Source organism: Alloalcanivorax marinus (assembly GCF_016906305.1).
Lineage (GTDB): Bacteria > Pseudomonadota > Gammaproteobacteria > Pseudomonadales > Alcanivoracaceae > Alloalcanivorax > Alloalcanivorax marinus.
Genome location: NZ_JADDOL010000004.1, coordinates 281276 through 294138, shown reverse-complemented (window position 1 = coordinate 294138; position 12863 = coordinate 281276). Strand labels below are relative to the sequence as shown.

Annotated in this window: 14 protein-coding genes; 5 read left to right on the top strand and 9 right to left on the bottom strand. The window is 68.0% G+C overall.

Annotated features, from left to right (window positions below; translation table 11 throughout):
* Positions 1–101 precede the first annotated feature (101 nt).
* Positions 102–590: an FKBP-type peptidyl-prolyl cis-trans isomerase gene (locus IM760_RS05710; RefSeq protein WP_204427573.1), complete on the bottom strand. Its 489-nt coding sequence runs from the start codon at positions 588–590 to the stop codon at positions 102–104.
* Between the two features lie 170 nt (positions 591–760).
* On the opposite strand from IM760_RS05710, the gene moaA reads away from it, so the two are divergent.
* Together moaA and can are read left to right on the top strand one after the other, a co-directional pair.
* Positions 761–1747 (top strand): GTP 3',8-cyclase MoaA, encoded by a 987-nt coding sequence (moaA, locus tag IM760_RS05705; RefSeq protein WP_204427572.1) that lies wholly within the window; start codon positions 761–763, stop codon positions 1745–1747.
* Positions 1748–1822: 75 nt separating this feature from the next.
* A complete protein-coding gene (gene can / locus IM760_RS05700; RefSeq protein WP_204427571.1) occupies positions 1823–2461 on the top strand; it encodes a carbonate dehydratase in 639 nt (212 codons plus the stop codon).
* A 17-nt stretch (positions 2462–2478) separates the two neighbouring features.
* Here can and IM760_RS05695 read toward each other — a convergent pair whose 3' ends face one another.
* The 8 genes from IM760_RS05695 to IM760_RS05660 form a co-directional block, all read right to left on the bottom strand.
* The gene (locus tag IM760_RS05695; protein WP_204427570.1) at positions 2479–3201 is read right to left on the bottom strand and encodes a copper resistance protein B; all 723 of its coding nucleotides are present in this window, start codon (positions 3199–3201) and stop codon (positions 2479–2481) included.
* Complete coding sequence (locus IM760_RS05690; RefSeq protein ID WP_204427569.1) at positions 3198–5096, bottom strand: copper resistance system multicopper oxidase; 1899 nt, start codon at positions 5094–5096, stop codon at positions 3198–3200. The genes IM760_RS05695 and IM760_RS05690 overlap by 4 nt, the downstream gene beginning before the upstream one ends.
* A 54-nt stretch (positions 5097–5150) precedes the next feature.
* Positions 5151–5483: a hypothetical protein gene (locus IM760_RS05685; protein WP_204427568.1), complete on the bottom strand. Its 333-nt coding sequence runs from the start codon at positions 5481–5483 to the stop codon at positions 5151–5153.
* Between the two features lie 67 nt (positions 5484–5550).
* Positions 5551–6147 carry an RBBP9/YdeN family alpha/beta hydrolase gene (locus tag IM760_RS05680; protein ID WP_204427567.1) on the bottom strand — a complete coding sequence of 199 codons (597 nt, stop codon included), beginning with the start codon at positions 6145–6147 and terminating at the stop codon, positions 5551–5553.
* A 204-nt stretch (positions 6148–6351) separates the two neighbouring features.
* Complete coding sequence (locus IM760_RS05675; RefSeq protein ID WP_204427566.1) at positions 6352–7113, bottom strand: SDR family NAD(P)-dependent oxidoreductase; 762 nt, start codon at positions 7111–7113, stop codon at positions 6352–6354.
* A 38-nt stretch (positions 7114–7151) separates the two neighbouring features.
* Entirely contained in the window at positions 7152–7862 is a 711-nt protein-coding gene (locus tag IM760_RS05670; protein ID WP_204427565.1) for a DUF6901 family protein, read from the bottom strand.
* On the bottom strand, positions 7852–9312 hold the full coding sequence (locus IM760_RS05665) for a sensor histidine kinase (protein ID WP_204427564.1): 1461 nt from the start codon (positions 9310–9312) through the stop codon (positions 7852–7854). Before IM760_RS05665 ends, IM760_RS05670 begins: the two co-directional genes overlap by 11 nt.
* A gap of 30 nt (positions 9313–9342) precedes the next feature.
* The gene (locus IM760_RS05660; RefSeq protein ID WP_204427563.1) at positions 9343–9792 is read right to left on the bottom strand and encodes a response regulator; all 450 of its coding nucleotides are present in this window, start codon (positions 9790–9792) and stop codon (positions 9343–9345) included.
* A 238-nt stretch (positions 9793–10030) separates the two neighbouring features.
* Between IM760_RS05660 and IM760_RS05655 the strand changes: the two genes are divergently transcribed.
* Genes IM760_RS05655 through IM760_RS05645 form a run of 3 tightly spaced genes read left to right on the top strand, consistent with a single transcriptional unit; the run spans position 10031 to position 12856 of the window.
* Positions 10031–10369 (top strand): hypothetical protein, encoded by a 339-nt coding sequence (locus IM760_RS05655; RefSeq protein ID WP_204427562.1) that lies wholly within the window; start codon positions 10031–10033, stop codon positions 10367–10369.
* Between the two features lie 49 nt (positions 10370–10418).
* Positions 10419–11693 carry a TolC family protein gene (locus IM760_RS05650; RefSeq protein ID WP_204427561.1) on the top strand — a complete coding sequence of 425 codons (1275 nt, stop codon included), beginning with the start codon at positions 10419–10421 and terminating at the stop codon, positions 11691–11693.
* The gene (locus IM760_RS05645; protein ID WP_204427560.1) at positions 11690–12856 is read left to right on the top strand and encodes an efflux RND transporter periplasmic adaptor subunit; all 1167 of its coding nucleotides are present in this window, start codon (positions 11690–11692) and stop codon (positions 12854–12856) included. Before IM760_RS05650 ends, IM760_RS05645 begins: the two co-directional genes overlap by 4 nt.
* The last annotated feature ends 7 nt before the right edge of the window (positions 12857–12863 follow it).

Sequence of the window (12863 nt, the reverse complement as noted above, 5' to 3'; positions counted from 1 at the left end):
CCCGGGTGGTTCAGGCTTTTTCTTTATGTCCCTTCAACTGTGGGACAGCAGTGCCCGTTCGGGGCCTTTTCTTTACTCTCCGCGTCGGCGGAGAGCGGGGCTCAGTGCTCGTGGCCGCCCGGGCCGTGCACGTGGCCGTGTTCCTGCTCTTCGTCGGTGGCTTCACGCACTTCGGTGACTTCCACGTCGAAGTTCAGGGTCTCGCCGGCCAGCGGGTGGTTGCCGTCCACGGTCACTTCCTCGCCTTCCACCGCGGTGATGGTGAAAATGCGCGGGCCGGCTTCGGTCTGTGCCTGGAATTGCATGCCCGGCTGCAGCTCACCGCCGGCGCCTTCGAAGGCGGAGGTGGGCACTTGCTGGATCAGACCTTCGTTGCGCTCGCCGTAACCCTCTTCCGGCGCCACCTTCACTTCCAGCTTGTCGCCGGCTTCTTTGCCGACCAGGGCTTTTTCCAGGCCCGGAATGATGTTGCCGTGGCCGTGCAGGTAGCTCAGCGGTTCCTCGCGCTGGCGGGAGGAATCGATGGTCTGGCCGGCTTCGTTGGTCAGCGTGTAGTGGAAGGCCACTACCTTGTTGTCTGCGATTTGCATGCGTGCCCCTTTGGGGTTGAATCGGGTGTGAATGACCGGCGCTCAACGCCGTCTCAGGCCACCATGGTAACAGCCCGGCCAAGCCGCTGACCAACCGGCCCCGGGCCGCTGGCTCGAAATGACCGCAACAGTCGTACCCACCGGGCGCCGGAATCTGGCATGATGGCGCCATGCTTGAAGATCGTTTTGGACGCATTATCGATTATGTCCGGCTGTCGGTGACCGACCGCTGCGACTTCCGCTGCGTGTACTGCATGGCCGAGGACATGACCTTCGTGCCCCGGGCCAGGGTGCTGACCCTGGAAGAGATGGCCCGCCTGGGGCGCGTGCTGGTGAGCCAGGGCGTGCGCCGCATCCGCCTCACCGGCGGCGAGCCGCTGGTGCGCAAGAACTTCACCGCGCTGGCGCGGGAGCTGGGCGCCCTGCCGGGCCTGGAAGAACTGAACCTGACCACCAACGGCGCGCGCCTGGGCCGCTTTGCCGGCGAGCTGCGCGAGGCCGGCGTCACCCGCGTCAACATCAGCCTGGACTCCCTGCGCCCGGACCGCTTCCGCGAGCTCACCCGCACCGGCCGTCTCGAGGACGTGCTGGAGGGCATCGAGGCGGCGCGCCGGGCGGGTTTCCGGCGGGTGCGTCTGAACACCGTGATCATGCGCGGGCGCAACGAGGACGAAGTCACCGATCTGGTGGACTTCGCGCTGCAACGGGGCCTGGACATCGCCTTTATCGAGGAGATGCCCCTGGGGCAGATCGGCGAGCACAGCCGCCAGGAGGCGTTCGTGTCCTCCGAGGAACTGCGCGAGCAACTGGCCGAACGGTTCACGCTGGTGCCGCTGGCGGCGGGCACCGCCGGCCCGTCCCGCTACTGGCGGGCGGACGGCTACCCGGACAGCCGGGTGGGCTTTATCTCGCCCCATTCCAATAACTTCTGCCATGCCTGCAACCGGGTGCGGGTCACCGCCGAGGGGCGCCTGCTGCTGTGTCTGGGTCATGAGCACAGCCTGGACCTGCGTGCCATTCTGCGCGCCCACCCGGACGACGATCAGCCGCTTATCGATGCCCTGCACCGGGGCATGGAGATCAAGCCGGAACGCCACGAGTTCGACCTGGCCGAGGGCGAGCAGCTGGTGCGCTTCATGAACATGACCGGCGGCTAACTTTTAGAAAGACTTTTCACATTGCGGTTCAGGCTGATTGCGCCATCATTGAGCCGTCGCAATCGGAGATCCACTTTGAAGACCCTGCCTGAGCTGTTCCAGAAAAACGACGACTGGCGTCGCCAGATCGAACTCGACTCCCCCGGCTTTTTCAAAACCCTGGAAAACCAGCAGAGTCCGCGTTTCCTGTGGATCGGTTGCGCCGACTCCCGGGTGCCGGCCAACCAGATCGTCGGGCTGATGCCCGGCGAACTGTTCGTGCACCGCAACGTGGCCAACCTGGTCAACCACACCGACCTGAACCTGCTGTCGGTGCTGCAGTTCGCCGTGGACGTGCTCAAGGTGGAACACATCATGGTGGTCGGCCATTACGGTTGCGGCGGCGTGCGCGCCGCCATGGAGGACCAGCCCCACGGCCTGATCGACAACTGGCTGCGCCAGGTGCGCGAGCTCTACCTGCGCAACCGCAAGGCGCTGGCGGAACTGCCCGACGACAACGCCCGCCTGGACCGCATGTGCGAGCTGAACGTCACCCGTCAGGTGATCAACGTGGCCAACACCACCGTGGTCCAGGAAGCCTGGCGCCGCGAGCAGCCGCTGACCATCCACGGCTGGATCTACTCCATCGCCGACGGTCGTCTCAGCGACCTGGACCTGGGCGTGCAGACCAATCAGGAGCTGCGCGGCCTGGAAGCGGACAGCTACGCCAACTGAGCCTGCCGCCCGGCCGGTCAGAACCAGATGCGCACACCGGCCACCAGGGTGGTCTCCTCCACCTCGCCGCCAGCGTCGCGGGTGCGCGAAGCGGTGTCACCGAAACGCCGTTCCCAGTTCACGCCGATGTAGGGCGCGAACTCCCGGCGGATCTCGTAGCGCAGCCGCAGGCCGGCCTCCAGATCCATCAGGCCGGCGCCGGTGTTCAGCGCGTCGTCGGCCTTGCCGGCCAGGTTCATTTCCAGAGTCGGCACCAGGATCAGCTTCTGGGTGAACAGCAGCTCGTACTCGGTCTCCAGCCGCAGTTGGGTCAGGCCCTCCTCGCCAATGAACAGGTTGACGTCGGTTTCGAACCGGTAAGGCGCGATGCCCTGGACGCCGACGCTGGCCCAGTCCCGGTTGGGGTCGTCCGGTTGCCAGTCACGGCGGGCCCCCAACTGCCAATCCCAGAACGGCGCGAAGGCGTGGCTCCAGGCCAGGCGGGTTTCGAACGATTCGGTGTGCCCGCCCTGGTCCATCAGGCGCTCGCCTTCGGTGCTGAGGTAGAGCTTGTCGATATCGCCGCCGTACCAGGCCGAGGCCTCCCACACCGCCAGGGTGCCTTCGTCCGCGTCGCGGGCTTCCAGCTCGTCGATGATCACCCGGCTGAAAGCCGGTTCTTGCATGGCCATGCCGTGGGCGCCGCTCCACAGAGCGAGCCCGGCCACGGCCAGGGCCGGAGTCAGTGCTTTGGTGTTCATGAGTGATGCCCCCCGTGTTGATGGCCGTGGTGCGGGTCGCCGTGATCGGGCGCGGCGGCCTCCACCACGCGCACTTCCCGGAACATGCCCGCCTGCATGTGGTAGAGCAGGTGGCAGTGATAGGCCCAGCGGCCGAGGGCGTCGGCGCGCACCAGGTAACTGAGCTTCTCGCCGGGTTTCACGGTGAGGGTGTGTTTGCGCAGCAGGCGCCCCTCGCCCAGCTCCAGGTCGCTCCACAGACCGTGCAGGTGGATCGGGTGGGTCATCATGGTGTCGTTGACCAGGGTGATGCGGACGCGCTCGCCATGATGCAGCTGCAAAGGCACGGCGTCGGCGAACTTGATGCCGTTGAAGCTCCACATATAGCGGTCCATGTTGCCGGTCAGATGCAGCACGATCTCGCGGTCCGGGTGGGGGCTGTCCGGGGCGCCGCCGGCGGTTTCCAGGTCCGCGTAGGTCAGCACCTTCCAGTCCCGCTCGCGCAGCCCGATGCCCGGGTCATCCAGCATCGCCGCCGGCGCCGGGGCGCGCATGTCCACGCCGGGGCCGTATTCGGAGTCCAGGTGCTCGGTGGCGCTGTGGCGGGGCGCCAGATCCGGGTTGCCGGCCACGGTGGCCAGCGGCACCGGGTCGTGGGCGGCGCCGTGCGAGGTGCCGTGATCCATGTCGTCATGCCCCATGGTGTCGTGGCTCATGGAACCGTGGTTCATGTCGTCATGGTTCATGTCGCGGTGGTTCATATCGCCATGATCCATGCCGGCCATGGCGCCCATGCCCATTTCCGTGTGCCCGAGCAGCGGCGGCTTGTCCATGGCGGGCACTTCCGCGCGCAGAGCCGGGTCCGGAGTCAGGGTGCCGCGGGCGAAGCCGGAGCGGTCGATGCTCTGCGCGAACACGGTGAACGCCTGCTTTTTCTCCGGGGTGACGATCACGTCCAGGGTTTCCGCCACGCCCAGCCGGCACTCGTGGAAGCGCACCGGCTTCACCGGCTGGCCGTCCATGGCCACCACGGTCATGTCCAGGCCGGGGATACGGATGTCGAAGAAGGTCATGGCGCTGGCGTTGATAAAACGCAGCCGAACCCGCTCGCCGGGCTGGAACAGGCCGGTCCAGTTACCGTTGGGCGCGTGGCCGTTGAGCAGGTAGGTATAGGTGTAGCCGGTGACGTCGGCCAGGTCGCTCTGGCTCATGCGCATGGTGTTCCACATGCGCCGGTCCTTGAGCGTTTGCGCCACGCCTTTTTCGCGGAAGTCGCGCAGGGTGTCGAACACCGTGCGTTCGTTGAAATTGTAGTAGTGGCTGAGCTTCTTGAGGGTGGCGTAAATGTGGTCCGGCGATTCGTCGCTCCAGTCCGAGAGCACCATCACATAGTCCCGGTCCACCGGATGCGGCTCCGGTTCCGCCGGATCGATAACGATGGCGCCGTACAGGCCGCTCTGCTCCTGGAAACCGGAATGGCTGTGGTACCAGTAGGTGCCGTTCTGCTTCACCGGGAACCGGTAGGTGAAGGTCTCGCCGGGGGCGATGCCGTCGAAGGACAGGCCGGGCACGCCGTCCATCTGGAACGGCAGCAGCAGGCCGTGCCAGTGGATCGAGCTGGTCTCCGGCAGCCGGTTGGTCACCGTCAGGGTGACGGTGTCGCCCTCGCGCCAGCGCAGCGTGGGGGCCGGCAGGCTGCCATTGACCAGGGTGGCGGGGCGGCGCCGGCCGGTGAGGTTCACCGGGGCGCTGTCCAGGGTGAGTCGGAAATCCGTGCCGTTCAGTTCGGCGGCGCCGGTCTGGCCCTGGCGGGCCAGCAGTTGCCGGGGCGAAAGCCCCAGGCCCAGGGCGGCGCCACCCAGGGCCAGGCCCTGGACAAAACGGCGCCGGCCCCATGAGGGGGTGCTTGAAGTCATCGCAAAGCTCCTGATGCATTGAGTCCGGCCTCTTCGAGGCCCGTTTTTCGGCAATCAGAAGCGTGAGGATGGAGGGCGCCAGGGCGCGGAGGGGAAGCCGAGCGTGGCCGGGGCGGGGCGCGTGACGGAGGGTTCGCGGTCGGCGCGGGTGGTGAGCCGTCGCGGCGGCTGGGCCGGTACGCCGGTGGCCTGGCAGGCCTGCGGGCAATGGCAGTGGGCGGCGTGGTGGTCGCAGGTCCCGGCGGTGGTGGTGTGGTGATGGTCGTCGCCGGCACAGGGCGAGGCGGAAGCGGGCTGGCCGCCCGGAGCCGCCAGGTGCGGGCCGGCGTGGGCGGCGGGCACGGCGGCGCCCATGGCCAGAGGCAATATGCCCAGACCCATCAGCACCAGTAATCCTATCGCCCGTCGTACACCGTTCATGGCCTCAGAATAAAACCCCGGGGTAGCCCCGGGGTCAAGCGTGGCCGGTGCGCTGGGTCAGCAGCCAGCGCAGGTCCTCCAGCCCCTGGCGCCACTCGCCGATGCCGGAGGCGGTGTTGATGTGGCCCAGGTCGCCGCCATTGCGAAAGGCCGCGCCCCAGCGGCGCGCCAGGGCCCGGCTGTCGTCCAGGGTCATCCAGGGATCGGTGGTGCTGGCGATCACCCGGGCCGGTACCGGCAGCGGGCCGCTCGGATCGTCCAGCGTCAGCGGTTCCGGGCAGGCCGGCGCCACCAGCAGCAAACCGGCCACCCGGTCCGGGCGTCGGGCCGCGTAACCGGCGCAGGCCAGGCAGCCGAAGCTGTGCGCGATCAGCACCGCCGGTTCCGGCAGTGGTGCCAGCGCCCGCTCCAGGGCGCTTTCCCACAGCGCCGGATCGGGCTGCCGCCAGTCTTCCATTTTCAGCTCGTGCAGCCAGGGCATGTGCTGACGCCAGCGGCTCTGCCAGTGGTGTTCATCGCTGCCGTGCAGGCCGGGCACGAGCAGGCCCTGGAACGGAGCGTCATCCTTGACGGGGCGTGGCGCCGTCGCCGGTAGGGCTCTGGCGGCGGGTGTGGACAGGACCACGGACATGGGGGCTCTCCTTGGCGACTCACGGAGTCGGACACCGGCGCGGGCCGGAAACGGCGCGAACCTTAACGGTGTGCACGTGAGGAACGCGCCACAGCATACGCCGGGCTTCAGGTTCGGGAAGCCTAAAGGGAGAGGTTTATGATTGTTTTACCGATGGCGGACGATTCGATGACAGGGCGGGCCCGGAGGGGCCCGCCGACCGCTTTACAGGTGGGCGCCGCCGTCCACGCGCAGCGCTTCGCCGGTGCTCAGATCACCGCCGATCACCAGACCCAGCACGGCCTGCGCGACGGTCTCCGGAGAGGCGGCGTCGTGCAGGGCGGCGCCGGCCTTGGTCTTGCTCAGCATCTTGTCATAGGCCTCCTTGCCCAGGCCCTTCTCCAGCCACTCGCCCTGCACGAAACCCGGGCAGATGGCGTTGACGCGCACTTCCGGGCCGAGCACCCGGGCCAGGGACTTGGTCATGGTCAGCAGGGCGCCCTTGGACGCGGCGTAGGCGATGGAGCTGCCCACCCCGGCCAGCCCGGCGATGGACGCCATGTTGACCACGTGGGCCAGGCCGGCGGCGCGCAGGGCGGGCGTGGCGGCACGGGTCATCTGGTAGGCCCCCACGGTGTTCACTTCGTAGAGGCGCAGGAAGTCGTCCTTGTCCAGGCCGTCCAGGTCGTGGTGCGGGCAGAACTTGGTGGTGCCGGCGTTGTTGACCAGCACGTCGAGACGGCCGAACTCCGCCACGGCGGCGTCCACCAGGGCCCGGCACTGGGCGTCGTCGGCCACGTCGGCCTGTACCACCAGGGCGCGCACGCCATGGGCCTCGCAGTCCCGGGCCACGGCGCGGGCGCCGTCCTCGTTGCGGCTGTAGTTGATCACCACATGACAGCCTTGCTCGGCGAACAGGCGCGCGGTGGCGGCACCGATGCCGGAGGACGAACCGGTGATCAAGGCGACGGCATTCTTCAGTTTCATTGTTATGGTCCCGTGTGAGTCAAACGATGGACGGGACGTTACTGCATTCCCGGGCCGCTGTCGCCGGTGGCCTGGGCGAACAGCGTGGCCAGGGCATCGAGCTGATCCTCGATCTCCCAGTTCACGTCCTTGGACAGCACGTGCAGCAGGATCATGGCGTTGAGCGGCGCGTCGGAATCGTCGCCGCGCAGCCGGTTGACGAAGCTGCGGTTCAGTTCGCCCAGGTTGTGATAGGCCTGGCGCAGATCGTCCAGATCCAGGGACATGTCCTGGTGCGGGCGGCGCTGCAGATAGCGGCTGAGCAGATAGAAGCCCACGGTGCGGGCGAGGGTCTCGGTTTCATTGCTCACCGGCAGATGAAACAGCGCCATGGGGCGCAGAAAGCGGGTGTGGGGGCAATCGCTGAGCGCGCACACCAGGCCGAACAGGGAACTGAGCGCCCGTTGCACGGTGGTCTGGGCGTGGTATTCCCGCTGGCCGTTTTCCACCCGTAATTGCAGGGTCTCGAACGACTCGCCCAGATTGCGCTCGGGCAGGGCGAACGCCAGGTTACGGGCAATCGGGCAGTGGCGGTGCTCGGCGGGGTCCAGGGGACAATGGGCGCACTGGTGGTGTTCCAGCCGCGCCCAGGCCGGGGGTTCGAAATCGTCCGGCACCGCCAGTCCGTGCCCGATGGGCGACAGGGCCAGGGTAACGTGCACCGGCGGACGCCCTTCCGGCAAGAAGTGATAGCGCAGATCAGGCTGCATGGGCCTGGCCCTGCTGCGCCAGCGGCAGGCGGATGTCGAAGCGGGTGCCCTGGCCGGGGGTGCTTTCCACGGTCAGGGTGCCGCCGTGGCGCAGGATGATGTCCTGGGAGATGGACAGGCCCAGCCCGGTGCCCTTGCCGATCGGCTTGGTGGTGAAGAACGGCTCGAAGATCTGTGACAGCTGCTCCTCGGCGATGCCGCTGCCGTTGTCGCTCACCGAGATCCGGTACCAGTGCTCGTCGACGCCGGCGTCGATGACGATCTCGCCGCGTCCCTCGATGGCCTGGGCGGCGTTCACCAGCAGGTTCATGAACACCTGGGAGAGCTGGCTCTCGGAGCCGTTCACCCGGGGCAGGTCCGCATCGATCTCCAGGCGCACGCCGACCCGGTTGCGCAGTTCGTGGCCGGCCAGGCTCAGGGCCACGTTCACGCAGCGGGCCACGTCCACCGGCGCGAAATCCTCCTGCTTATTGTAGGAAAAATGCTTGAGGTCGCGAATGATCTTCTTGATGCGTTCGATGCCCTCGGCGGTTTCTCGCATCAGCGCCGGATGGTCCTGCAATACCATTTCCAGGGACCGCACGTTCAGGGTCAGGGATTTTTCGGTCTGCAGGAATTGCTCGAAGCGCTGGGGGTCGATGCGCCGGCGCAGCCCCTGGATCACCGAGGCGAGCCCGTCCAGATACTGTTCGCAGCGGCGCAGGTTGGCGGACACGAAAGCGATGGGGCTGTTGATCTCGTGGGCGATGCCCGCGGAAATAGTGCCCAGCGACGCCATCTTCTCCGAGTGCAGCAGCATCGACTCCACCTGATTGATCTTCTGTTCCTTATCGCGCACCGCCTGGATCAACTCGCTGTTCTGCGCCTTGATTTGGGTGATGTCGGTGCCGAAGTAGATGTAGCCGTCGTCCTCGTCGGTGATGTACGAGAGCGGAAACAGGAACATGTTCACCCAGTACAGGTCGCCGTTTTTCGAGCGGCAGCAGACCTCACCGTTCCAAACGCCACGGCGGGCCTGATCGCTGCGCATGAAGTGCGCCTCCAGCTCCGGGTGGTCCACCGGGTGGTGCATGCTCTCGTGCTGGCCCACCAGGTCGCGGAACTGGAAACCGCCCAGGGTCAGGAAACTGTCGTTGGCGAAGGTGATCACGCCCTTGGTGTCGGTGGTCAGCACGCAGTATTCATCGATGATGCGTGCCAGCGGCCCGAGCACCTTCTTGTTGAGTTTGTACTCGTCGGCGTTGACCTCGATGAGACGCAGCTTGCGGCCGAAACTGCTCTGGCTGAGCGAGGAAAACTCGGCCAGCTTGGCCTCCACGCTCATCGAGGCGCGGTAGGTCTTGTACAGAAAGAACACGATGATCAGCAGGATCAGGGTGGACGACACCAGAAACAGCCCCTGGCTGCCCATGCCGGCGAACGGCCCCGTTAACCCCTGAAACAAATCCATGCGCCGTTACCCCCTTGCCGGCGTGGCTGGTCAGCCGTCGTAGCCCATGCTCTTCAGTGCCTCGCGCTGGTCGCGCACGGTTTGGGCCAGAATCTTGTTCTCCAACAGCACGTCGCGAAACTTGAGCCCTTCCTCCACGCACTGGATCAGCTGCTCGTCTTCCCACGGTTTGGGGACGAAGCGGAAGGCGCTGGCCTGGTTGATGGCGGACATCAGGGTGTCGATGTCGATCACGCCGGTCAACAGAATGCGGATGGTGTCCGGCTGCATCTCGCGGAACGCCTGCAGCAGCTCGATGCCGTCCACCTCGGGCATGCGGTAGTCGGTGATCACCGCGTCGAAGATGGTGGTGCGGGCACGGCGCAGGGCCTGGGCCGGGTCGGTGAAGGTTTCCACCTCCCAGTCCTCGCGGGCCGCCATGACGCGGCGCAGCGCCTTGAGAATGTAGTCTTCGTCGTCCACGACCATGATGCGGTACACGGTACTTCCCCCTTATGCGTCCCGGTGCGGAGTGGTTGTTGGCTGTGTTGTCATCGTTGTCCCCGGGCTGGCGATATTATGAGCGCCAAAGCGTGCAAAATCACCGCCTTCTCACCGATGTTTCACCTCTGACTAAGAACTTACTACTAGCTCTCTCGCCCTGCCAAGCGGTTTGCGATTTGCGGTGGCCGGACGGGGTGCCTATACTGCCCGGGATTAATGGCCGTGACCGGTACCGATGCCCCGTTTTCGTGTTTTCGTCTATGCACTCCTTTGCCTCACCAGCCTGCACGTGCTGGTGGCGGACGTGGGCGTGCACGAACACCGGCTCAGCCATGCCGGTGACGCGGTGCTGAGCGTCGGGGCCGATCACGCCCTGGCCCATGCCGACGCCGGCGGGGAACGCCTCTCCCAGCCTTCCCATTGCTGCCAGTGCCACGGCTTCGTGTCGCCGCTGGCGGTGCTGCCGGCGCCCCCGGCCCCGGCGCCCACCCTGACCAACACACCGGCGCCGCCGTTGCCCCCGGCTCCGGCTTTCGGCCCCTACCGCCCTCCCATTGCCTCGCTGACGGTGTAGTTCACCGCGGGCCATCGCCCGCGTTCTTCCGTTAACGAGGAGCAATCCCATGAAAATACTCCGGGTATACGGCCTGGGGCTGGCGCTTATGGTGTGCGCGGCCCAGGCCGGTGCCGACGCCGGCGGCTGGGCGCAATGGCTGCGGCGGCAACTGGCCGACCTGCCCGCCAGCGGCGCCATCGCGGCGAAGGTGGAGGCCGACCGGGCGGAAAGCCGGGCCCTGGCCGAACCGCTCTATAACCCTGAACTGAACATCGGCTACGAAAACAGCGCCGAGACCACCCGCACCGTGGGCGTCAGCCAGACCCTGGACTGGTCCGGCAAGGGCCGCGCCGGCCAGCGTCTCGGCCAGGTGGCCGCCGAGCTGGCCGAGGTGCGCGGCGATAAGGCCCGGGCCCGGCTGGCCGCCACCGCCCTGGGCGCCCTGATACGCTTCGACGCCGCCCGCGAACGGCTGGCGGCGGCGCGGGAACAGGAGCAGCGCCTGGGGCGGCTGATCGAACTGGTGCGCCGCCGCGAGCGCAGCGGCGACCTGGGCCGGGTGGACGCCTCCCTGGCCTACCTGTCCCTGGCGCGGGTTCAGCGTGAGCTGGCCGAGGCGGAAAGCGCGGCCACCGAGGCCAGGGTGACGCTGCGCCGGCAACTGGCGGTCAGCGCCCCGGGCCGGCCACTGCCCGCCGCTGATTGGTGGCGCCCGCTGGACGGCGAGCCGGATCCGGCCGCGCGCCTTGCCGCCAGCTACGACCTGCGTCTGGCGGAGGGGCAGCTGGCCCTGGCCGGCCGCGCCGCCGAGCGCGACCGCAAGGGGCGCCGCACCGACCCGACCCTGGGGCTGCGCGTCGGCCGTGAGGGCGACGAGAACCTGTGGGGGCTGGATTTTTCCCTGCCGTTACCGCTGTTCAATACCGGTGCCCCGGAATACCAGGCCGCCCTGGCCGGGGTGGAGCGGCGCCGGGCGCTGCTGGAGAAAACCCGCAACGACCTGCTGGCCGGTCTGGAAGGGGCGCTGGAGGACTACCGTCAGCGGCACGAACGCTGGCGCCAGTGGCAAGACCTGGCCGGGCCGCCACTGGCGGACAGCAGCGAGCTGCTGGAGCGGGTTTGGCGCCAGGGGGAACTGACCACGCAGGACTACCTGCGGGCCCTGGACCAGCGTCTCGAGACCCGGCTGGCCGGGGTGGCATTGCGCCGCGCCATGCAGCTTGCCTGGGTGCATTGGCTCGACCAGAGCGCCGGCCTGGAGCGCTGGCTGCAACAGCTGGCCGACCCGCGCTCCGCCGCCGGGTTTCCTCCCTCCGCCGACCACCAAGGAACCACGCCATGAAGACCTTTCTGATGCTGCTGGCTCTGACCCTGGGGCCGGCCTGTACCGCCCTGGCCGGGCCCCACGGGGAAGACCACGACCACGACACCGCCGAAGCGGCCGGCCAGCAACGGACCGACGCCGAAGCGGGCGACCACGACCATGATGAGGAGGCCGCCGTCCTCACGCTCAACGAGGCCCAGCGCGCCATGCTCGGGCTGAAGGTGGTGCCGGTGGCGCCGCGCCCCGGCCTGAGCCGCCGGCTGACGGTGCCGGCGGAGATCACCAGTGACCAGTACCGCACCTGGGTGGTGCCGGTGCGGGTGGATTCCCAGGTGCGCGAACGGCGCGTCACCCTGGGCGCCCACGTCCGGCGGGGCGACGCCATCGCCACCCTGTTCAGCCCGGTGATGGCCGAGCTGCAAAGCGACCTGCTGGCCGCCGCCGACGAGTGGCGCCGGGTCCGCGCGCTGGGCCAGCGCACCGTGGGCAACCAGCGCTACCTGGCGGTGCGCGGCCGCTACCAGTCCCTGCGTGCCCGGGCGTCGGGCTACGGGCTCAGCGACGCGGACCTGACCGCGCTGGAAAAGGGCGAGGCGGACCCTGGCGTCTATACCCTGCGCGCCCCGGACGATGGCCTGGTGCTCACCGATGCCTTCCAGCAAGGGCAGTGGCTGACCGCCGGGCAATCCCTGGTGACCCTGGTGGATGAGGCGACCCTGTGGGCCGAGGCCGCGCTGCCGCCCCGGCCGGGGCTGACCGTGCCCGCCGGCACGCCGGCCCGCGTGCGGGTGGGCGAAGCGCGGGTGGACGGCGAGGTGATCCAGGCCGGCCATCGCCTGGACCCGGTGACCCGCACCCTGCAGGTGCGGGTGGCGGTGCCGAATAAGGACCATCTGCTGCACCCGGGCATGTTCGCCGACGTGACCCTGGAACTGCCGTTGCCGGAAGACGCTCTGGTGGTGCCGGAGACCGCACTCACCCGGGGACCGGACGGCGACTGGCAGGTGTTCGTGGAGGCCGGCCCCGGGCGCTACCGGGCGATCGAGATCACCGCCCTGGACAGCCTCGACGGGCTGCGCCGGATCAGCGGCCTGGAGGCCGGCACCCCGGTGGTCACCGAGGGCGCCTTCTTTCTTGCCAGCGAGCAGGCCAAGGCCGGCTTCAGCGTGCACAACCACTAGGAGCCCG

Bases quoted from the DNA above. Each gene is read 5' to 3' on its own strand.
- IM760_RS05710 (WP_204427573.1), bottom strand. From the start codon at position 590: ATGCAAATCGCAGACAACAAGGTAGTGGCCTTCCACTACACGCTGACC.
- moaA (WP_204427572.1), top strand. From the start codon at position 761: ATGCTTGAAGATCGTTTTGGACGCATTATCGATTATGTCCGGCTGTCG.
- IM760_RS05695 (WP_204427570.1), bottom strand. From the start codon at position 3,201: ATGAACACCAAAGCACTGACTCCGGCCCTGGCCGTGGCCGGGCTCGCT.
- IM760_RS05690 (WP_204427569.1), bottom strand. From the start codon at position 5,096: ATGACTTCAAGCACCCCCTCATGGGGCCGGCGCCGTTTTGTCCAGGGC.
- IM760_RS05680 (WP_204427567.1), bottom strand. From the start codon at position 6,147: ATGTCCGTGGTCCTGTCCACACCCGCCGCCAGAGCCCTACCGGCGACG.
- IM760_RS05675 (WP_204427566.1), bottom strand. From the start codon at position 7,113: ATGAAACTGAAGAATGCCGTCGCCTTGATCACCGGTTCGTCCTCCGGC.
- IM760_RS05670 (WP_204427565.1), bottom strand. From the start codon at position 7,862: ATGCAGCCTGATCTGCGCTATCACTTCTTGCCGGAAGGGCGTCCGCCG.
- IM760_RS05665 (WP_204427564.1), bottom strand. From the start codon at position 9,312: ATGGATTTGTTTCAGGGGTTAACGGGGCCGTTCGCCGGCATGGGCAGC.
- IM760_RS05655 (WP_204427562.1), top strand. From the start codon at position 10,031: ATGCCCCGTTTTCGTGTTTTCGTCTATGCACTCCTTTGCCTCACCAGC.
- IM760_RS05650 (WP_204427561.1), top strand. From the start codon at position 10,419: ATGAAAATACTCCGGGTATACGGCCTGGGGCTGGCGCTTATGGTGTGC.
- IM760_RS05645 (WP_204427560.1), top strand. From the start codon at position 11,690: ATGAAGACCTTTCTGATGCTGCTGGCTCTGACCCTGGGGCCGGCCTGT.